The organism is Amycolatopsis thermoflava N1165, assembly GCF_000473265.1.
In the GTDB taxonomy this organism is placed as follows: Bacteria; Actinomycetota; Actinomycetes; order Mycobacteriales; family Pseudonocardiaceae; genus Amycolatopsis_E; species Amycolatopsis_E thermoflava.
On sequence record NZ_KI421511.1, the window covers coordinates 4456803 to 4476007 of the forward strand.

Annotated in this window: 13 protein-coding genes; 9 read left to right on the forward strand and 4 right to left on the reverse strand. The window is 73.1% G+C overall.

Annotated features, from left to right (window positions below; all coding sequences use genetic code 11):
- Positions 1–217 precede the first annotated feature (217 nt).
- Positions 218–1435 (reverse strand): Glu/Leu/Phe/Val dehydrogenase dimerization domain-containing protein, encoded by a 1218-nt coding sequence (locus tag AMYTH_RS0122000; RefSeq protein ID WP_051362771.1) that lies wholly within the window; start codon positions 1433–1435, stop codon positions 218–220.
- 223 nt (positions 1436–1658) lie between these two features.
- On the opposite strand from AMYTH_RS0122000, the gene AMYTH_RS0122005 reads away from it, so the two are divergent.
- A complete protein-coding gene (locus AMYTH_RS0122005; protein ID WP_027932141.1) occupies positions 1659–2579 on the forward strand; it encodes a LysR family transcriptional regulator in 921 nt (306 codons plus the stop codon).
- A gap of 61 nt (positions 2580–2640) precedes the next feature.
- Here AMYTH_RS0122005 and AMYTH_RS0122010 read toward each other — a convergent pair whose 3' ends face one another.
- Together AMYTH_RS0122010 and AMYTH_RS0122015 are read right to left on the reverse strand one after the other, a co-directional pair.
- Entirely contained in the window at positions 2641–3024 is a 384-nt protein-coding gene (locus AMYTH_RS0122010) for an STAS domain-containing protein (RefSeq protein WP_027932142.1), read from the reverse strand.
- A 64-nt stretch (positions 3025–3088) separates the two neighbouring features.
- On the reverse strand, positions 3089–7609 hold the full coding sequence (locus AMYTH_RS0122015) for a HAMP domain-containing protein (protein ID WP_027932143.1): 4521 nt from the start codon (positions 7607–7609) through the stop codon (positions 3089–3091).
- 144 nt (positions 7610–7753) lie between these two features.
- Here AMYTH_RS0122015 and AMYTH_RS0122020 point away from each other — a divergent pair, with 144 nt between their 5' ends.
- Complete coding sequence (locus AMYTH_RS0122020; RefSeq protein WP_027932144.1) at positions 7754–10021, forward strand: SpoIIE family protein phosphatase; 2268 nt, start codon at positions 7754–7756, stop codon at positions 10019–10021.
- 19 nt (positions 10022–10040) lie between these two features.
- Complete coding sequence (locus tag AMYTH_RS0122025; protein WP_027932145.1) at positions 10041–10913, forward strand: sigma-70 family RNA polymerase sigma factor; 873 nt, start codon at positions 10041–10043, stop codon at positions 10911–10913.
- Here AMYTH_RS0122025 and AMYTH_RS0122030 read toward each other — a convergent pair.
- The gene (locus AMYTH_RS0122030; protein ID WP_027932146.1) at positions 10907–11524 is read right to left on the reverse strand and encodes a hypothetical protein; all 618 of its coding nucleotides are present in this window, start codon (positions 11522–11524) and stop codon (positions 10907–10909) included. The genes AMYTH_RS0122025 and AMYTH_RS0122030 overlap by 7 nt on opposite strands.
- Before the next feature lie 100 nt (positions 11525–11624).
- Here AMYTH_RS0122030 and AMYTH_RS0122035 point away from each other — a divergent pair, with 100 nt between their 5' ends.
- The 6 genes from AMYTH_RS0122035 (at position 11625) to AMYTH_RS50920 (ending at position 19132) form a co-directional block, all read left to right on the forward strand.
- Complete coding sequence (locus tag AMYTH_RS0122035) at positions 11625–12035, forward strand: VOC family protein (RefSeq protein ID WP_027932147.1); 411 nt, start codon at positions 11625–11627, stop codon at positions 12033–12035.
- A gap of 45 nt (positions 12036–12080) precedes the next feature.
- Complete coding sequence (locus AMYTH_RS0122040) at positions 12081–14429, forward strand: acetyl-CoA acetyltransferase (RefSeq protein ID WP_027932148.1); 2349 nt, start codon at positions 12081–12083, stop codon at positions 14427–14429.
- Positions 14430–14649: 220 nt separating this feature from the next.
- Complete coding sequence (locus AMYTH_RS0122045) at positions 14650–15573, forward strand: thiopeptide-type bacteriocin biosynthesis protein (RefSeq protein WP_027932149.1); 924 nt, start codon at positions 14650–14652, stop codon at positions 15571–15573.
- Positions 15574–15595: 22 nt separating this feature from the next.
- Positions 15596–17926 carry a hypothetical protein gene (locus AMYTH_RS0122050; protein WP_027932150.1) on the forward strand — a complete coding sequence of 777 codons (2331 nt, stop codon included), beginning with the start codon at positions 15596–15598 and terminating at the stop codon, positions 17924–17926.
- A gap of 26 nt (positions 17927–17952) precedes the next feature.
- Positions 17953–18111: a hypothetical protein gene (locus AMYTH_RS49580; RefSeq protein WP_167344602.1), complete on the forward strand. Its 159-nt coding sequence runs from the start codon at positions 17953–17955 to the stop codon at positions 18109–18111.
- A gap of 10 nt (positions 18112–18121) precedes the next feature.
- Positions 18122–19132, forward strand: a complete 1011-nt coding sequence (locus AMYTH_RS50920) for a lanthionine synthetase LanC family protein (protein ID WP_027932151.1) — start codon at positions 18122–18124, stop codon at positions 19130–19132.
- The last annotated feature ends 73 nt before the right edge of the window (positions 19133–19205 follow it).

The following is a 19205-nucleotide window of genomic DNA, read 5'->3' on the forward strand; positions in this document are numbered from 1 at the left end:
GGCCCTACGGTCCCGCCGACGGCGGCTCCGAAGGCCGCAATCGCCGATTGGATACCGGACCTGGTTCACCTCCCCGTCGGCGAACCAGGCCGGAATTAACGTGTCGACACGCAGTGAAGGGCCCTTCGCACCGTCGCGAAGGGCCCTTCAGCGTGTTCCGGGAATCGCGGCCCGACGTCGCCAGTTCAGCGCGGTTCGCCGCGGCCCTTCAGCGCGTTCAGGGGATCGTGACCCCAGCATCGCCAGCGGCGAGGCGGGCGGCGCGGTTCGCGGCGGCCAGTTCTTCCGCCGTCGCGCGCGGCGGGACCCCGTCGGCGAACCAGGCGGCCAGCAGCAGCGCCACCTTCGACCGCATTTCCGTCTGCAGCCGGTGGAACGAGTCGACCGGGTCGGCGCCCACCTGCCCCAGCAGCAGCCACCACGCCCACGCCGCGGCGCCCGCGTTCGCCACGAAGTCCGGGACCACCGGGACACCGCGCGCGGCGAGCATCGCCTCGGCCTCGGGCGTGGTCGCCGCGTTGGCCGCTTCCACCACGACCTTCGCCGCGACGTCCGCGACGTTGTCCGGCGTCAGCGCGTAGGAAATCGCCGCCGGCACCAGGATGTCCGCCGACACCCCGACCACCGCGTCGCGCGCCAGCTGCCGGACCGAGCCGGGCAGCCGCGAGCGGTCCACCTCGCCGTAGGCGTCCCGCAGCTCCAGCAGCGCGGGCACGTCCAGCCCCGCCGGGTCGTACAGCGTCCCGGCCGCGTCGGCGACGGCGACCACCCGCATGCCCGCCTCGTGCAGGTACCAGGCCGCGCCACCGCCCATCGTGCCGATGCCCTGGATCGCCACGGTCGTGGCGGCCGGCTCCCAGCCCCACGCGCTCGCCGCGCCGAGACAGGCCTGCGCGACGCCGTAACCGCCGACCACGTCACCGAGCAGCAGCCCGCCCGGCACCGGCGCGTTCAACCCCGCGTGCACGCGCCGCAGCGTCCGCGCCGGATCGGGCGAACGGCGGATGGCGGCGTGGTACGACTGCTCCAGCCCGAGCCGCTCGAAGACGTCGTCGATGAGGTGCTGCGGCACCCCGAGGTCCTCGGCGGTCACCCAGTGCGCGTCCAGCCACGGGCGCATCGCCTGGCAGAACCGCTCCAGCACCCCGACGGCCCCCGGGTCCTTCGGGTCGAAGTCGATCCCGCCCTTCGCCCCGCCCACCGGCAGGTCGAACGTCGCGGTCTTGGCCGCCATGCCGCGCGCCAGGTCCTCGACCTCGGACAGCGTGCAGCCGGCGCGCATCCGGGTGCCGCCCGTGGCCAGGCCGGAAACCAGCGTGTGCACCACGAGGTAGCCGTGGGTGCCGGTGACCGGGTCGGTCCAGGTCAGCCGCAGCATCGGCTCTTGCGTGCGCGGGCTGGTCCGCTCGCCGGCGAGCCCCCGCGGATCCTGCATCGTGGTCAACTGTCCCCTCCAAGCCTGTCGCCGATTCCGGGCGCAGCACAGCCCGCCTCCGCCACGCGCGGTGGCTTCGGTCGCCGGTCTGGGTGGAATCGGGAGATCCATTCCCGCTGACACCAGGGTGCGGCAGGCTTCCCGGAGACGTCCAGTTAGGGATCATGCACGGTTCCGTTCACGTTCCCTGCACAGCAGGTGATCCTTACCTACCCTGGGCGGCATGGAGCTGTCGCTGCACCGGTTGCGGATGCTTCGGGAGCTGCACCGCCGCGGGACGGTCACCGCGGCCGCGGCCGCCCTGCACTACACCGCATCGGCCGTCTCGCAGCAGCTCGCGCAACTGGAACGGGACGTCGGGGCCAAGCTGTTCGAGCGGCTCGGCAGGCGGGTCCAGCTGACCGAGCTGGGCGTGGTGCTGACCGAGCACGCCGAGGAGATCCTCAAGTCCGTCGAACGGGCCACCATGGCTCTGGAGGAGGCTCAGGAGGGCGTCACCGCGCGGTTGACCGCGGGGGTGTGGGCGTCGGTGGCGTCCGGGTTGCTGCCGTTCGCGTTGTCCGCGCTGGCGCGGGAACACCCGGGGATCGAGGTGCGCACGAAGGAGCTGGCGCCGGAGGAAACCGCGGGCGCGGTGCGGGACGGCGCGCTCGACTTCTCGTTCGTCATCGACTACTCCGACTACCCGATGCCGTGGGACCCGGCGCTGACGCGGGTGGTGATCGCGGTCGAACGGCTGCACGCGGCAGTTCCGGGCGGCACGGTGCCTGCCAGCACGGTGAGCCTGACCGAGCTGGCCGAGCACCCGTGGATACTGGCCGGGCCACGCTCGCACTTCGGCCGGGCGGTGCGGCTGGCGTGCCAGCGGCACGGGTTCGAGCCGAAGATCAACCACGAGGTCGGCGAGCAAGCGACCGCGCTGGCGATGGTGGCCGCCGGGCTCGGGGTCACGCTGGTGTCGGACCTGGGCCTGTCGCTGCGGCCGCCCGGGGTGGACATCCTGGCGCTGACCGAACCGCCGATGCGCACGGTGTCGATCGCGCACCGCACGGCGTCCGCACGGCCGTCCCTGCAGCTGGTGATCGACGCGGTCCGCGCGGCGGCCGCGGAGCAGGGCCTGGGCGCGGCGGCGCCGCTGCCGTGAAAGGGCTTTCCCGGCCTCGAGCGCAGTGCCGCGGGCCGGGACGGCGCGGGCTGCCCGCCGGTCAGCCGGCCAGCGCGTCCTCGCACGTCGGGTACAGGGGGAACTCCTCGTCGAGGCCGACGACCTCCATCGCGCGCACCACGACCGGGTCCGCGGCGGCGAGGCGGATCGGCAGGTCGTCCCCCGCGGCCTGCCGCACGGCGACGAGCGAGGCCATGCCGGCCGAACCCAGGAACGTGACCCCCGTCAGGTCGAGCACCAGCAGCGACGGCTGCTCGCGCAGCGCCTGGCTCGCCGCGTCGTCCAGCCGCGGCGTCGTCAGGAGGTCGAGTTCGCCGCTGACCTGGACCACGACGGCCTTGCCGTGCCGTTCGACGGCGACCGCGACGCCGTCGACGGGGTCGCCGGCCGGATCGCGCGGGTTCAGTGGATCGGGTGCCTGCACGCACCCATCCTCCACTCCCGCACGCCCCGGCGGAACACCTCCTTCGCCGGATCCGCCGCCCGGGTCAGGCCCGCACCTCCGGCAGCCACCGCCGCAGGCATTGGAGCAGCTCCTCCGCGTCGACCGGTTTCGTCAGGTAGTCGCTGGCCCCGGACGCGAGCGCCTTCTCCCGGTCGCCCTGCATCGCCTTCGCGGTGACGGCGATGATCGGCATGTCGGCGAACCGCGGGATCTCCCGGATCGCCGCCGTGGCCGCGTAGCCGTCCATCTCCGGCATCATCACGTCCATCAGGACCAGCTCGATGCCGTCCTCGGCGAGCAGCACGTCGATGCCCTTGCGCCCGTTCACCGCGTGCCGCACGTCCAGCCCGTAGCTCTCCAGCGCGCCGCGCAGCGCGAACACGTTGCGCGGGTCGTCCTCCACGATCAGCACCTTGTGCCCGCGCAACGGCTCGTCCACCGGCCGGTCGTCGACCGGCCGGGTCAGCGACGACAGCGGCGAGCGCGGCTGGGTCAGCGGGATGACGTCGTCCGGCTGGTCGGCGGACAGGTGCAGCGCGATCCGTTCGCGCAGCTCGTCCAGCGAGGGCAGCAGCTCCAGCGGCTGCATCGCCGCGCGGGTCTGGACCAGGCTCTCCTGGTCCGGCGTCAGCTTGCGGGACGGGTGCGCGAGCACCGGGACCGAACGCAGGTCGGGGTGGTCGGCCAGCGCGTCCAGCACGGCGAACGCGCCGCCCTCGGGCAGGCTGACGTCCAGCACGACGCAGTGGTGCGGGCGGCTGAGCAGGACGTTCGTCGCCTGCTCCGCCGTGCTCACCGTGGCGACCGTGACCGTGCCGTGGGTGTCGGCGAGGTCGGCGGCGGCGCTGCTCGCCAGCAGCGACAGCAGCCCGGTGCCCGCCGACTCGACGACGAGCACCTGCCGCTTGCCGGGCGTCTCGCGTGAGACCTCCGCCGCCGGCTCGGGCACCTCGACCTCGGCGGCCACCGGCGCGGGCAGGCCGTCGCCGGGGGGCTTGCCCAGCGGCAGGAACAGCGTGAACGTGCTGCCCTCGCCGAGCTCGCTCTCCGCGCGGATCTCGCCGCCGAGCCGGTAGACCACCTCGTTGCTGATGGACAACCCGAGTCCGGTGCCGCCGTAGCGGCGGCTGGTGGTGCCGTCGGCCTGTTGGAACGCGGCGAAGATGGCGCTCAGGTTCTCCTTCGCGATGCCGATGCCGGTGTCGGTGACCGCGAACGCCACCACCGGGCCGCTGGTGCCTGCGGGCAGCTCCTCGTCGCGGGCCATCCGCACGCGCAGTTCGACCCGGCCGTGGTCGGTGAATTTGACCGCGTTGGACAGCAGGTTCCGCAGCACCTGCCGCAACCGCTGCTGGTCGGTCACCAGCTCGTGCGGCACGTCCTGGTCGGCGGTGACCGCGAAGGTCAGCCCCTTCTCCGCGGTCAGCGGCTGGAACGTGGCCTCGACGTAGTCCAGCAGCTGGTTCAGCGCGAACGGCTCCGGGTGGATGTCCATCCGCCCGGCCTCCACCTTGGACAGGTCGAGGATGTCGTTGATCATCTGCAACAGGTCCGAACCGGCCGAGTGGATCACCTCGGCGTACTCCACCTGCTTGGCGGTGAGGTTGCGGCTGGGGTTCTGAGCGAGCAGCTTCGCCAGGATCAACAGGCTGTTGAGCGGCGTGCGCAGCTCGTGCGACATGTTCGCGAGGAACTCGGACTTGTACTTCGAGGCGAGCGCGAGCTGTTCGGCGCGCTCCTCGATCTCCCGCCTGGCCTGCTCGATCTCGGTGTTCTTGACCTCGATGTCGCGGTTCTGGCGGGCCAGCAGCGTCGCCTTCTCGGCCAGCTCGGCGTTCGAGCGCTGCAGTTCCTCCTGCTGGACCCGTAGCTCGGCGGCGAGCCGCTGCGACTCCTCGAGCAGGGAGTCCGTGCGCGAACTCGCCACGATCGTGTTGACGTTGACGCCGATCGTCTCGCCCAGCTGGTCCAGCAGGTCGCGCTGCGCCTGGGTGAACCGCTCGAACGACGCCAGCTCGATCACGCCGAGGGTGCGGTCCTCGAACGTCACCGGCAGCACGACGAGGTTCACCGGCGGCGCCTCGCCGAGGCTGGAGGAGATCCGCACGTACCCGGGCGGGGTCTTGTCGACGATGATCGGCCGCCGGGTGCGGGCCGCCTGGCCGATGAGCGTCTGACCGACCTCCACCTCCCGCACCAGCTCCTCGGTGGAGTGCGCGCCGTAGGTGGCGATCAGCCGCAGCCGCCCGCTGCCGTTCTGCCCGCTGCTCAGGAAGAACGTGCCCTGCTGCGCGTTCACCAGCGGCACCAGCTCGTCCAGCACCAGCTCGGCGACGGTGGCCAGGTCGCGGTGGCCCTGCATCAGCCCGGCGATGCGCGCCAGGTTGGTCTTGAGCCAGTCCTGTTCCTGGTTGGCGTGCGTGGTCTCGCGCAGCGACCGCACCATCGAGTTGATGTTGTCCTTGAGCTCGGCGACCTCGCCCTGCGCCTCGACCGAGATCGAGCGGGTCAGGTCGCCGGTGGCGACGGCGCTGGCCACCTCGGCGATCGCGCGCACCTGGCGGGTCAGGTTGCCCGCCAGCTCGTTGACGTTCTCGGTGAGCCGCTTCCAGGTGCCGGACACGCCCTCGACCTCGGCCTGGCCGCCCAGCCGTCCCTCGCTGCCCACCTCGCGGGCCACGCGGGTCACCTCGGCGGCGAACGAGCCGAGGGTGTCGACCATGGTGTTGATCGTCGTCTTCAGCTCGAGGATCTCGCCGCGGGCGTCGACGTCGATCTTCTTGGTCAGGTCGCCGTCCGCGACGGCGGTCGTCACCTGGGCGATGTTGCGCACCTGGTTGGTCAGGTTGTTCGCCATCGAGTTGACGTTGTCGGTGAGGTCCTTCCAGGTGCCCGCGACGTTGGGCACGCGGGCCTGGCCGCCGAGGATCCCTTCGGTGCCGACCTCGCGGGCCACTCTGGTGACCTCGTCGGCGAACGCGCCGAGCGTGTCGACCATCGTGTTGATCGTGTCGGCCAGCGCGGCGACCTCGCCCTTGGCCTCGACGGTGATCTTCTTCGACAGGTCGCCCTGCGCCACCGAGCTGGCCACCTGCGCGATCGAGCGCACCTGGCTCGTCAGGTTGGACGCCATCCCGTTGACGTTGTCGGTCAGGTCCTTCCAGGTGCCCGACACGCCGCGGACGTTGGCCTGCCCGCCCAGGTTGCCGTGCGTGCCCACTTCGCGGGCCACCTTCGTGACCTCGTCGGCGAACGCGGACAGCTGGTCGACCATCGTGTTGATGGTCTCCTTGAGCTCGAGGATCTCGCCGCGCGCGTCGACGCGGATCTTCTGCGTCAGGTCGCCCTTGGCGACGGAGGTGGTCACGTCGGCGATCGACCGCACCTGGTCGGTCAGGTTGGCGGCCATGACGTTCACCGATTCGGTGAGCGCCTTCCAGGTGCCCGACACGCCCTTCACGTCCGCCTGACCGCCGAGGCGGCCCTCGGTGCCGACCTCGCGGGCCACGCGCGTGACCTCGTCCGCGAACGCCGACAGCTGGTCGACCATCGTGTTGATGGTGTTCTTCAGCTCCAGGATCTCGCCGCGCGCGTCGACGGTGATCTTCTGCGACAGGTCGCCGTCGGCGACCGCCGTGGCCACGGAGGCGATCGACCGCACCTGGTCGGTGAGGTTGCCCGCCATGAAGTTCACCGAATCGGTGAGCGCCCGCCACGTGCCGCCGACGCCGGGCACCTGCGCCTGACCGCCCAGCCTGCCGTCCGTGCCGACCTCGCGGGCCACTCTGGTGACCTCGTCGGCGAACGACGAAAGCTGGTCCACCATCGTGTTGATGGTGTTCTTCAGCTCCAGGATTTCCCCGCGCGCGTCGACCATGATCTTCTGCGACAGATCGCCGCGCGCCACGGCGGTGGTCACCTGCGCGATGTTGCGCACCTGATCGGTGAGATTTCCCGCCATGAAATTCACCGAAGTGGTGAGGTTCTTCCAGGTTCCGGAAACGCCGGGCACTTCCGCCTGGCCGCCCAGAATTCCTTCGGTGCCGACTTCGCGCGCCACTCTCGTGACTTCGTCGGCGAACGACGAAAGCTGGTCCACCATCGTGTTGATGGTTTCCTTCAGCTCCCGCATTTCGCCCTGGACGTCCACCGTGATCTTCTGCGACAGGTCGCCCTTCGCCACCGCGGTCGCGACCTGCGCGATGTCGCGCACCTGAGCGGTCAGGTTGCCTGCCATCGCGTTCACCGAATCGGTGAGGTCCGCCCAGGTCCCGGACACGCCGGGCACCCGCGCCTGGCCCCCGAGCTTGCCCTCCGTGCCCACCTCGGTCGCCACCCGCGTCACCTCGGACGTGAACACCGACAGCTGGTCGACCATGCCGTTGAAGACGGCCGCGATCTCGTCCATCAGCTCGTCGCCGACCTGCGGCAGCCGCGTGCCGAAATCGCCGTCGCGCACCGCGGTCAGCCCGGCCAGCAGCTGCTGCAACCGGGGATCGGCCAGCTCCCGTTCACCGCCTCGGCCCGGGTCCCGCTTGGCCTGGGCGGTCCGGCTCTCAGCCATCAGCGCACTCCGATTCCGTGAGGCTCTGGGAACCGCTCTTGCGAACAATCCCCGCAGAAGAGGAATCTACTGGTAGCGCGACACGTATCCCAGCGCCACTTCACTAGACTTGTTTCGTCCGCCCACCGCGACCGAGGGGCTCGAGTGACGGCCCAGTACCCGCCGCAGACCAGCGACCTCGATCCGCGAGTCGCCGGGCTCGCCGCCGTCGTTGAATGCCAGCAGCAGGAAATCGAACGGCTGCGCGCCGACCGCGACGGCGGGCTGCTCGTCCCGGTCGCCGAAGGCATCCTCGTCGAACGGCTCGGCTACTCCCCCGCCGAGGCCGCCACGCACCTCGCCGAGCTCGCCACGCGCACCGGGATCACCGTGGCGGAGCTGGCCGCGGACCTGGTCGCGGGCGCGGTCCGGCCGCCGCGGACGCTCGCCGAGCCCGGAAACGCTCCCGACTTCGCCCGGCTGCCCGACGCCTCCGCGGAGAATTCCGCTCTGCTGGAGGAAGTCCGGCGCACCGCGGGCGCGGCCGCGGTCGCCGTGTGGCAGGTGCGGCCGGACGGCGCGCTGGGCCTCGCCGGCCACAGCGGACTCGACCTGCTGGAGGCCAGCCGCTGGCGGCACCTCCCGGTGCTGATGGACTGCCTGCCGCAACGCGCGGCGCGGGAACGGCGTCCGCACTGGATCCCCGAGGTGGAATTCGCCCCCGCCGTGCCACTGCTGGCGGACGAGCGGCGCGGGGCGCGGGCGGTGGTCCCGGTGACCACCGCGCGCAGCATCGCCGGTGTCGTGGAGTTCGTCTGGGCCGCGCCGCTGCCGCTGTTCCCGCCGGAGCAGAAGCGACGGCTCACCGCGCTCGCCGCGTTGTGTGGCCGGGAAATCGTGCTCAGCACGCAACCGGCGGGAGCGCTGCCGTCGACGGTGGGCCTGCTGGACTCCGGCCTGTTCGCCCGGCCGCGCTCGGACGAGTCCGGCCAGGTGACCGACTTCGAGATCGCGCAGGTCGGCGAGGACTTCGCGGACCCCCACGGGCGGCAGCCCGCGGAACTGATCGGCCGCGGGCTGACCAGGGCGTACCCGCTGCTGTGCGCGTACGGGCTCGCCGACCGCGCGGTGCAGGTGCTCACCACCGGCGCGACCGCGCGGCTCGGGCCGGTCCCGCTGGTCGCGCGGACCGGCGGCGCGGCCACCCCGGCGACGGTGGACGTGCGGATCACCCGGTTCCTGGACGGGGTGCGCATCGGGCTGACCGTCGGCCACGACGACCACCGGCTGGCGCAACTGCTGCACAACCTGCAGCACATCGCCCGGCTGGGCAGCTGGGAGCACAGCGTGCTCACCGGCGAGATGACGTGGACCGAGCAGACCTTCGAGCTGTTCGGGCTGCCGACGTCGGCGGGCCCGGTCGCGTGGGACGAGCTGTGCACCTACGTCCACCCCGAGGACCTGCCGATCGCCGAGGCGTTCCAGACCACGCTGCTGGCGCGTCAGGAGGCCGCGACGGTGTTCCGGCTGATCCGGCCGGACGGCACGCACCGGCAGATCCGCGCGCACGGCGAGCCGGTGTTGTCGGAGAGCGGGCAACTGGTCGCGGTGCGCGGGATCTACCAGGACCTGTCCGCGCAGTACCAGAGCCAGGTCGCGCTGACCGCGACGCGCGACCGGCTCGCCGACACCGAACACGAGGCCCAGCAGCAGAACCGGATCGCCCGGGAGCTGCAGCAGGCGATCCTGCCGTCCGCGGCGCGCCCGGTGGAGATGGACGGGCTCGACGTCGCGGTCCGGTACCGGCCCGCGGCGCAGGAGCACAAGGTCGGCGGCGACTGGTACGACGCGACGGTGCTGCCCAGCGGGCGGATCCTGCTCGTGATCGGCGACGTCGCCGGGCACGGGATCGGCGCGGCCACCGGCATGATCGCGTTGCGCAACGCGCTGCGCGGGCTGGCGGTGACCGGGGCGAGCCCGGGAAAACTGCTGGAATGGCTGAACACGACGACGTTCACGGTGAACCGCGGTGTCACCGGCACCGCGTTGTGCGGGCTGTACGACCCGGAGAGCCGGACGCTGACCTGGGCCCGCGCCGGCCACCTGCCGCCGATGCTGGTGCGCGGCGGGGTGACCGAGCAGCTGCCCCTGCCGCGCGGCATCCTGCTCGGCGCGCGGCCGACCGCGCGGTTCGAGGAGTCCGTGCTGGAGCTGCGGCCGGCGGACACGCTGGTCCTGTTCACCGACGGGCTGATCGAACGGCGCGGCGTGCTGCTCGACGACAGCCTGGACCGGCTGGCCGCCGCGGCCTGCCACGCGGGCACGGACGTGGAGCGGATCAGCGACCAGCTGCTGGCCGAGGCGACGTCCGACACCGAGGACGACTCGTGCCTGATCGTGATCCGGGTGTCCGAGCCGGTCACACCGGCGTGACGGGATCCGTCAGAGCGGTATGACCGAGAACGAGTGGCTGGCCGAGCGGTTCGAGTCGCACCGGGCGCACCTGCGGGCGGTGGCGTACCGGATGCTGGGTTCGCTGACCGAGGCCGACGACGCGGTGCAGGAGGCGTGGCTGAAGCTCAGCCGCAGCGACGCAGGCGAGGTGCGCAACCTCGGCGGCTGGCTGACGACCGTGGTCGGCCGGGTGTGCCTGGACATGCTGCGGTCGCGGTCGGCGCGCCGCGAGGAGTACCCGGAACGCCTGCCGGACCCGGTCATCGTCCCCGAGGACGGCTCGCACCCCGAGCAGCAGGCGCTGATCGCCGACTCGGTCGGGCTGGCGCTGCTCGTCGTGCTCGACACGCTCGACCCGGCGGAGCGGCTGGCGTTCGTGCTGCACGACATGTTCGCGCTGCCGTTCGACGAGATCGCCCCGATCGTGGACCGGACACCGGCCGCGGCCCGCCAGCTGGCGAGCCGCGCGCGGCGGCGGATCCAGGGCAGCCCGACGGTGCCGGACGGGGACGTGGCCCGGCAGCGGGAGGTGGTGGACGCGTTCTTCGCCGCCGCGCGGGACGGGAACTTCGCTGCGCTGGTCAACGTGCTGGACCCGGATGTGGTGCTGCGGGTCGAGGCCGCCGCCCTGCCGGCGAGCGCGTCCCGGCTGGTGCGCGGGGCCGAGGCGGTGGCGGGGCAGGCGCTCACCTTCCGGCAGTCCGGCCAGGGCGGGCAGCCGGTCCCGGTGCTGGTCAACGGCGTCGCGGGGCGCCTCATCCTGCGCGACGGCCGCCCGCAGACGCTCTTCGCGTTCACCGTGGTGAACGACCTCATCGCGGCGATCGACATCATCTCCGACCCGGAGCGCCTCGCCGAGCTGGCCTACTGAGCCAGCAGGTCTGCCACCTCGTCCACCGACCAGAAGCCCGCCGCCCCGCGCAGGCCGCACAGGTATTCCGCCACGCGGGGCCGCGGCCAGCCGTGCGACTCCCGCAACCCGTCGCCGAGCATCCGCAGGTACACCGCGGACGGCGGGTTCCACGGCACCTCGTCGGCGGCCCACGGAGCGGTGAACGTCAGCACCGGGAACCCCTCCAGGTCGCCCACGTGCAGCAACGTCTCGTACCGTCCCGGCCCCAGCACGTCGCGGCCAGCCGACAGCACGGTCGTCAGGTCCAGGTCGCCGTCCGGTGCGCGGTACATCTCCTGCGCCGCCAGGTCCGAAAACTGCCCGACGGTCAGCAGGTACGCCCGGCAGGCCGCCGTCCCCGGCAACGACGGGTCGTAGAACGCGCGGCCACCGCCCCACGTCGCGGACTCGGTCGCGAAGTACACCCCGCCGGGCATCGAGTGCGGGACGATCCGCTCCGGCGGACGCGGGTCACGGCACCCGGGGCACGACCGCCGCCCGCCCGGCGGCGTGCCGCCCTCCAGGTAGTACCGCAGCCGCGCGGCGTGCAGGTTGGACCCGTAACCCACGTACCAAACCGACCCGGTCACGGGCCGATTGTGGCGGAGGTTTTCCTACCCCGCAGGGTGTTGTCGCAGGCAGGGCGGTCTGCGAGGATTGGCCCCCTTCGCGATGGAGGGAGACCCGGAAATGGCTTCGCGGCTCAACCCGTACATCAGTTTCGCCGGCGACGCGCGGCAGGCGATGGAGTTCTACCGGCAGGTCTTCGGCGGCGAGCTGAACCTCAACACCTTCGGCGACTTCGGCGGCATGGAGGGCGCCGACGCGGACAAGGTCATGCACGCCCAGCTCGAAACCGAGCGCGGTTTCACGCTGATGGCCTCGGACACCCCGCCCGGCATGGAGCACCAGCCCGGCAACAACATGTCGATCAGCCTCAGCGGCGACGACGCCGGCGAGCTGCGCGGCTACTGGGAAAAGCTGTCCGACGGCGGCACGGTCACCGTCCCGCTGGAGAAGCAGATGTGGGGCGACGAGTTCGGCGCGTGCCTGGACCGGTTCGGCGTCTCGTGGATGGTCAACATCGCGCAAAGTTCGTGATCCGGGACCGGTGATCGAGACCGCGCCGCCGGGTTACCGTTCGGTATGACCTCTCTCGATCACCGGACGCCGGTCCTCGTCGGCGTCGGCCAGGCGTCCGAGCGCATCGACGACCCCGGCTACCGCGGGCTGTCCGCGGTCGAGCTCGCGGCCGCCGCGGCCCGGGACGCCCTCGCCGACACGGGCGCCGACCCCGGCGACATCGCGTCCGCCGTCGACACCGTCGCCGGCATCCGCCAGTTCGAGATCTCCACGCCGATCTCGCACTCGCCGCTGGGCCGGTCGGACAACTTCCCGCGCTCGGTCGCGAACCGCATCGGCGCGGCGCCCGCCCGCGCGATCCTGGAGGTCACCGGCGGCCAGTCGCCCCAGCACCTGGTCACCGAACTGGCCGGGACGATCGCCGCGGGCGGGGCCGAGGTCGCGTTGATCGCGGGCGCGGAGGCCATCTCCACCGTCCGGCACCTGCAGCAGGCCGACGACAAGCCGGACTTCACCGAGCACGTCGACGGCGACCTGGAGGACCGCGGGTTCGGGCTGAAGGGCCTGGCCAACCGCCAGATGCTGGCGCACGGCCTGCTCGAACCCACCAGCCAGTACGCGTTGTTCGAAAACGCCCGCCGCGCCCGGCTCGGCCTGTCCCGCGAGGACTACGCGCTGGCGATGGGCGAGCTGTTCGCGCCGTTCACCGCGGTCGCCGCGGCCAACCCGCACGCCGCCGCGCCGGTGCGGCGCGACGCCCGCGAGCTGGCGACGCCGACCGAGCGCAACCGCCCGATCGCCGACCCGTACACGCGGTTCCTGATCGCCCGCGAGCAGGTCAACCAGGGCGCCGCGGTGCTGCTGATGTCAGTGGGCGCCGCGCGACGGCTCGGCGTGCCCGAGGAGAAGTGGGTGTTCCTGCACGGTCACGCCGACCTGGAGGAACAGCCGCTCCTGGAGCGCGAGGACCTGAGCGGCTCGCCCGCCGCGGTGCTGGCGGTGCGGCACGCGCTGGACCTCGCCGGCATCGGGGTCGGCGACCTGGCCACCATCGACCTGTACAGCTGCTTCCCGGTCGCCGTGTTCGCCGTCTGCGACGGGCTCGGCCTGGCCCCGGACGACCCGCGCGGCCTCACCGTCACGGGCGGCCTGCCGTTCTTCGGCGGCCCCGGGAACAACTACTCGACCCACGCGATCGCCGAGACCGTCGTGCGGCTGCGCGCGCAGCCGGGGGCGATCGGCCTGGTCGGCGCCAACGGCGGCATGCTGTCCAAGTACTCCGCCGGCGTGTACTCCACGACCCCGGCGCCGTGGCGCCCCGGCCGCAGCGCCGAACTGCAGGCCGAGCTGGACGCCCGCCCCGCGGTGCCGACCGCGGTGCACCCGGACGGCTGGGCCACGCTGGAGACCTACACCGTCCAGCACGCCGCGGGCAGCGCCGTGGTCATCGGACGGCTCGACGACGGCCGCCGCTTCCTCGCCTCCACCAAGGACGAGGAGACGATCGGCCGCCTGCTGGACGGCGAGCCGATCGGCAGCAAGATCCACGTGCGCTCGTTCGGGTTCGGCAACCGGGTCACGATGACGGCGGAGCGGATGGACGAACTGTTCCCGCCGCGCTCGCCGGGCTTCCGCGACGACTACGAGCACATCCTGGTGCGCCGCGACGGGCACCTGCTCGAAGTCACCATCAACCGCCCGGACTCGCGCAACAGCCTGCACCCGCCCGCCAACGCCGAGCTGGACGAGGTGTTCGACGCCTACTTCGCCGACCCGGACCTGTGGGTCGCGATCATCACCGGCGCCGGCGACAAGGCGTTCTCCGCCGGCAACGACCTCGTCTACTCCGCCAGCGGCAAACCGATGTGGGTGCCCAAGAACGGGTTCGCCGGGCTCACCAGCCGCGAGTCCCTGCCGAAGCCGGTGATCGCCGCGGTCAACGGGTTCGCGCTGGGCGGCGGCTGCGAAATCGCCCTCGCCTGCCACCTCGTGGTCGCCGACGAGACCGCGCAGTTCGGCCTGCCCGAGGTCCGGGTCGGCCTGGTCGCCGCCGCGGGCGGGCTGGTCCGGCTGCCGCGCGCGATCCCGGCGAAGGTCGCAGGCGACGTGATCCTCACCGGGAGGCGCTTGTCCGCCGCGGAGGCCGAGTCCTACGGCCTGGTCAGCCGGGTCGCGCCGGCCGGGCAGGCGCTGGCGGTCGCGCGCGAGGTGGCCGCCGCGATCCTGGAGGGCTCACCGACGTCGGTGCGCACCTCGCTGCGGATCATGGCGGAGGCGGACGGGTTCGCGGACACCGTGGAAGCCGTCCGGCACCCCTCGCCCGCGCTCGACGAACTCCTCGTCAGCCAGGACGCGTTCGAAGGACCGGCGGCGTTCGCGCAGAAAAGGAAGCCGGTGTGGCGAAACCGCTGACCCGAGCGGTTCCGCGCTGACCGGTGTGAGTAACCGCGTCCGGTTGCCGTGACCCTGTGTCCCGGCGCCGGACGCGGCTTGCCAGGTCACCACGTTCAGGGGTCGTTCGACCCGGCGAAAAGCCGTTCCCGCACTTTCCGCCGTCCACCTCCCGGCACAGACTGAATATGGATTTCCGCATTTCCGGAAACCGTTTCGAGAATTCCTTTCGGGAGGCGAGATGACGGTGCCTGCGACCGTGCGCCTGCGGGAGAAGTCCGTGCCCATGCGGGATTTCCTCGCCGACTGCGTCAGCGCGCTGTCCGAGGGGCGGACCAGCCGCGAGCTCACCACGTTCCTCACCGCGGGCGCGGCCGCGCTCGCCGCCGAGGAGGACCGGTGGGTGCAGTGGGGCCTGGAAACGCCGGATCTGCCGGAACTGCACGGCGCGATCGCCGCACTGGCCCGGGACTGGTTGTGGCAGCAGACGATCGACGACTTCTTCGTGATGCACAAGCCGCCGGGGCTGCGCCTGCGCCTGGCTCCCGCGCCCGGACAGGCCGAGCATGTGGAAGCGTTGCTGCGCAAGCGGATCCGGCTGTGGCAGGACATCGGCCTGGTGACCAGGGCGGTGCCGTCGGTGTACGAGCCGGAGGCGCACCTGTTCGGCGGTCCCGCGTCGATGGCGTGGGCGCACCGGCTGTTCACCGTGGATTCGCTGACCTGGCTCGACCACCACACCCGCCCGTCCGGCTGCCCGCCGTGGGCGCTGTCGATGCTGATGCTGCGCGGCGTGTTCGACGGGCTGCGGATCGCCGGCTGGGAGGACCGGGACGTGTGGGCGCGGGTCCGCGAGACCGGGCGGCGGCACCCCGAGCCGGTCGACACCGCCGTCGCCGCGGCCGGCCTGCGCCGGTGGTGGAACCACCCGGACGAGCTGGCCGCCACCGTGCCGGGGCCGGCCCGGCGGCTGGCCGAGCGGCACGCCGAGGAGGTCCGGCCGCTGCTCGACGGGTGGTGGGCCCACTACTTCACCGCGGACGGCGCACGCGTCGGCCCACGCGAGGCGGCCTGCTACTACGTGGTGTTCCACTGGAACCGCGGGAAGCTGAGCTTCGGCAGGCAGGTCCTGATCGCCGAGTCACTGGCGGCAGGCGATGACTGATCCCGCCCTGGTCGGTGATCCCGTGCTTGTGAGGGTCGCGGGCCTGCCCGCGGCGCTGCCCGCCGCGCTCGGCACGCCCGACCTGACCGAACGGATGCGTCACCTGATCCGCGCCGAGACCGCCTACCGCGCGTGCGCCGCGGACGTGGCCGAGCGCATCGGCGTGGAGCTGGTCCCGGCCCTGCCGCGCGAGGCGCGGCGGCAGGCGCTCGACGTCCGGCGCCGCCTGCATCGCGGCGAGTTCGTCCAGCCCGGGGACCTGGCCTTCCGGCCGCTGGCGCGGATCGCCGAGTGGGGCGACGCGCTGGCCGCCGAGACCGCCGCGCTGCACGACGCGGTCGAGCAGACCGCGCGGATGCACCACGGCCTGGTGTGGGATTTGATCAGCGGCGACCCCGAGGCGGCGCGCATGGTCGCCGCCACCGCGCCCGGGGTCGTCGAGGACATCCGCGCCCGGCTCGCCGCCGGTGAGCCGTGGACCGGCAAAGCACTGCGCAAACGCGCCGACCACCTGCTGCGGCTGCTGTTCCGGGCCGCGTTCAAGACCACCCCGCGCGGCTGGCTCGCGCACGTCGCCCTCGCCGGGACCGGGCCGGGGCCGCTGACAGTCGGCGACCACGCGGTGCACCGGCTCAGCAACATCCAGGAGGACCGCCGCAGGTTGACCGCGGCCCCGATCCTGCCGGACGCGTGGCTGAGCCTGACGGCACTGCGGTGGACGGAGGGCGACCGGCTGTGCTGGCACGTCGCCGACCACGACGGGCCGGACGCGGTGCGCCGCGGCGACATCCGGCGCACGCCGGTGGTGGACGCGCTGTGCCGGGTGCTCGGCGCGCGGGCGATGCGCACCCGGGACGTCGTCACGCTGCTCGCGCCGGACGCGCGGCGCAAGCCGGTGCTGCGCGAGTTCCTGCGGCACCTGGCGCAGCTGGGGCTCGTGCAGGTGTCGTCGGCGCCGACCGGGCGGCTGCACCGCTGGCGGGTCGCCGCCGGGCCCGGCTCCGGGTTCACCGACGTCTACCGGCGCGCACACGGCGGCGTCGCGGTGCCGTCGCGGCTGCCCGAGCTGGTCGCCCACGCGGGACGGCTCGCCGCGGTGATCGCCGACCGCCGGTCGCACCCGGCGCTCGACCTCGTCGGCCCCGAGCCGCGGCCGCTGTCGGAGATCGTCGCGGAGGCCCTGGACTCCGGCGAACCGTCCCGGCCCGCCCTGCCCGGCTCGGCGTGGCCGGAACCGCGGCCGCGGACCACTTACCAGCGGTTGTGCGAGTGGATGGCCAGGCACGCCGGCGAAAGCGAGATCGAGCTGGGCCCGGCCGTGCTGGACTACCTCGGCGCACCGCCCGCGCGGCCGTCGCCGTGGCCGGTCGACTGCCTGCTCCGCCCGCTGCCGGGAGGCCGGGCCGTGCTGGAGGCCGTCACCCCGGCGGGCGTGACGGACGCGCGGTTCGCCGCCGCGCTGCAGAGCCTGCACGGCGAGGTCCCGCAGGTCAGTGCGCACCGCGCGTTCCTGACCGAGACCGCGGCCCGGTGCGGCGCGGAGCTCGTCGAGGTCCTCGTGCCGCCGCAGGGCAGCCAGGGCGCCAACACCGTCCGCCGCCCGCGCTACACGCGGACCTGGACCGGCGACGCCGACCCGGCGACCTATGTGGACGATCCGGCCGGGATGCGCCGTTACCTGCCGCTGGACGAGATCACGTTGCGCCGCGACGCGCGCGGGGTGATCGCCGAGGACCGCGCGGGCCAGGTGCTGTGGCCGGTCTACCACGCGACCCGGCGGCCACCACCGCCGTGGGACCTGGTGGTTTCGCTGCTCACCGCCGCGTCCCCGGCCCGGCGGCTCGCGGTGTCGCACGGGTTCGGCGATCCGCGCGCCGCGTTCCCCGGCCGCGCCCGCACGCCGCGCCTGCTGGCCGACCCGGACCTGGTGATCGCCCCGGCGACCGTGTTCGCGGGCCGGGACCTGCTGCCGGAGCCGGGCGGCGACCGGTTCGCGCGGATGCGGGCGCTGGCGGACCTGCGGCTGGCGACCGGCGCGCCGCGGTGGGTGTTCGCCCGCGACGGCCGCCGGTCCCAGCCGGTCGACCTGGACAGCGTCGCCACGCTGCGGGTGTTCGACCGGATGCTGGCCGACCCCGCGGTCGGCGGCCTGGTGCTGGAGGAGATGCTGCCCGCTCCCGACGACCTGACAGTGTCCGATGTGGACGGATCCCGGCGAGCGGCGCAGGTCGTGGTGCGGCTGCCGCTGGGCGCCTCGCCGGGCCGGCTGGCCGACGACGTGACCGCCGCCTGGCAGCGGATCACCACCCGGCGCGCGCGGCGCGCCCCCGAGACCACCGCAGTCGGTGGGTAGAGGAAACCCAACGGAAGGAGTTCATCATGGAGTCCACGCTGGAGCTGTCCGAACTGGACGGTCTGGTCGAGCGGCTGGACGCGCGGATCAGCAGTTCCGGGGACCCGGAAACCGGTAAGCCGCCCTCCCTGCTGCTGTGCAGCGGGTATTGCGGTGACGAAGAGTCGAGCTGGTTCGTGTGCTGACCGGTACGGGATGGCGCGGGAGCTGACCGGCGCCGCCGCCACGGTCCTCACGACCTGGACCGAGCAGCAGGAAGCGAGCACGGCCGCACCCGATGCCGGGGCGGCCGTGCTCGCCGCGCTGCTCGGCGACCACCCGGCGAGCCGGGCCGCGCTGCGGGCCTGGTTGCGGGCGATCCCGCGCTGCTCGGGTGCCGGCCTGCACGGCGGGTTCGCCGGGGTCCTGGCCGGACTGCGCCTGGCCGCGCGGGTCGATCCCGCGCTGGGGCCGCTCGCTGACCGGACCGCGGCGCGGCTGGCGGCGCGCGGCCGCTGGCGGTCGCGCGAGGTCGGGTTCGCCGACTACGACCTGGTTTCCGGACCGGCCGGGCTGCTGGCGGTGCTGCCCGGCGCGCAGGCGGCGCGGGAACACCTGCTCGCACTGGCTGTGCCCGAGGGTTTCCGCATCGGCGGGGCCGCGCCGGCGTGGGCGCGGGGTGCGGTCGTCACCGGGCTGGCGCACGGGGTGGCGGGCCCGCTGGCCGTGCTGGGGCCGGGCGGGGCGCCGGATCTGGCGTCGTGGCTGGTCGAGCACCAGGAGACGGACCAGCTGGGCGTCGTGTCGTGGCGGTCCCGCCCGGACGGCGCACGGCGTGCGGTCGTAAGGCGGCAGGCGTGGTGCTACGGCACGCCCGGGATCTCGTGGGCACTGTGGACGGCGGGCGGCTCGTTCGCGGAAGCCGGCCTGCGGGCGATGGACACGTTGTGCGCGGCGTACGACGAGGAGGTGCACCTGAGCGACAACCCGCTGAGCCTCTGCCACGGCGCGGCGGGGGTCCTGCTGATCGCCGACGCCTTCGCGAGACGCTCCCCCGTCGGCGGCGTCCTGCGGGACCGCCTGCTCCGGTTCCTGCACGCGCGGCTGCCCGACGTGCTCGCGATGACGGACCTCAGCCTACTCACCGGAGCCATCGGAGTGCTGGCCGCGCTGCTCACGGCGGAGGGCGTGGATCGGGAGTGGCTGCCGTTGCTGGCCTTGGCCTGAACTTCCATCGCAGGCCCGACCTCAACCACCGCTCATGAGCGGCGCCGGTGACCGGAAGACGTGCAGCCGCGCC

Coding starts and splice junctions, on each gene's coding strand:
- AMYTH_RS49580 (WP_167344602.1), top strand. CDS start 17,953: ATGGAGTCCACGCTGGAGCTGTCCGAACTGGACGGTCTGGTCGAGCGG.
- AMYTH_RS50920 (WP_027932151.1), top strand. CDS start 18,122: ATGGCGCGGGAGCTGACCGGCGCCGCCGCCACGGTCCTCACGACCTGG.
- AMYTH_RS0122005 (WP_027932141.1), top strand. CDS start 1,659: ATGGAGCTGTCGCTGCACCGGTTGCGGATGCTTCGGGAGCTGCACCGC.
- AMYTH_RS0122000 (WP_051362771.1), bottom strand. CDS start 1,435: ATGCAGGATCCGCGGGGGCTCGCCGGCGAGCGGACCAGCCCGCGCACG.
- AMYTH_RS0122015 (WP_027932143.1), bottom strand. CDS start 7,609: ATGGCTGAGAGCCGGACCGCCCAGGCCAAGCGGGACCCGGGCCGAGGC.
- AMYTH_RS0122045 (WP_027932149.1), top strand. CDS start 14,650: ATGACGGTGCCTGCGACCGTGCGCCTGCGGGAGAAGTCCGTGCCCATG.
- AMYTH_RS0122040 (WP_027932148.1), top strand. CDS start 12,081: ATGACCTCTCTCGATCACCGGACGCCGGTCCTCGTCGGCGTCGGCCAG.
- AMYTH_RS0122025 (WP_027932145.1), top strand. CDS start 10,041: ATGACCGAGAACGAGTGGCTGGCCGAGCGGTTCGAGTCGCACCGGGCG.
- AMYTH_RS0122035 (WP_027932147.1), top strand. CDS start 11,625: ATGGCTTCGCGGCTCAACCCGTACATCAGTTTCGCCGGCGACGCGCGG.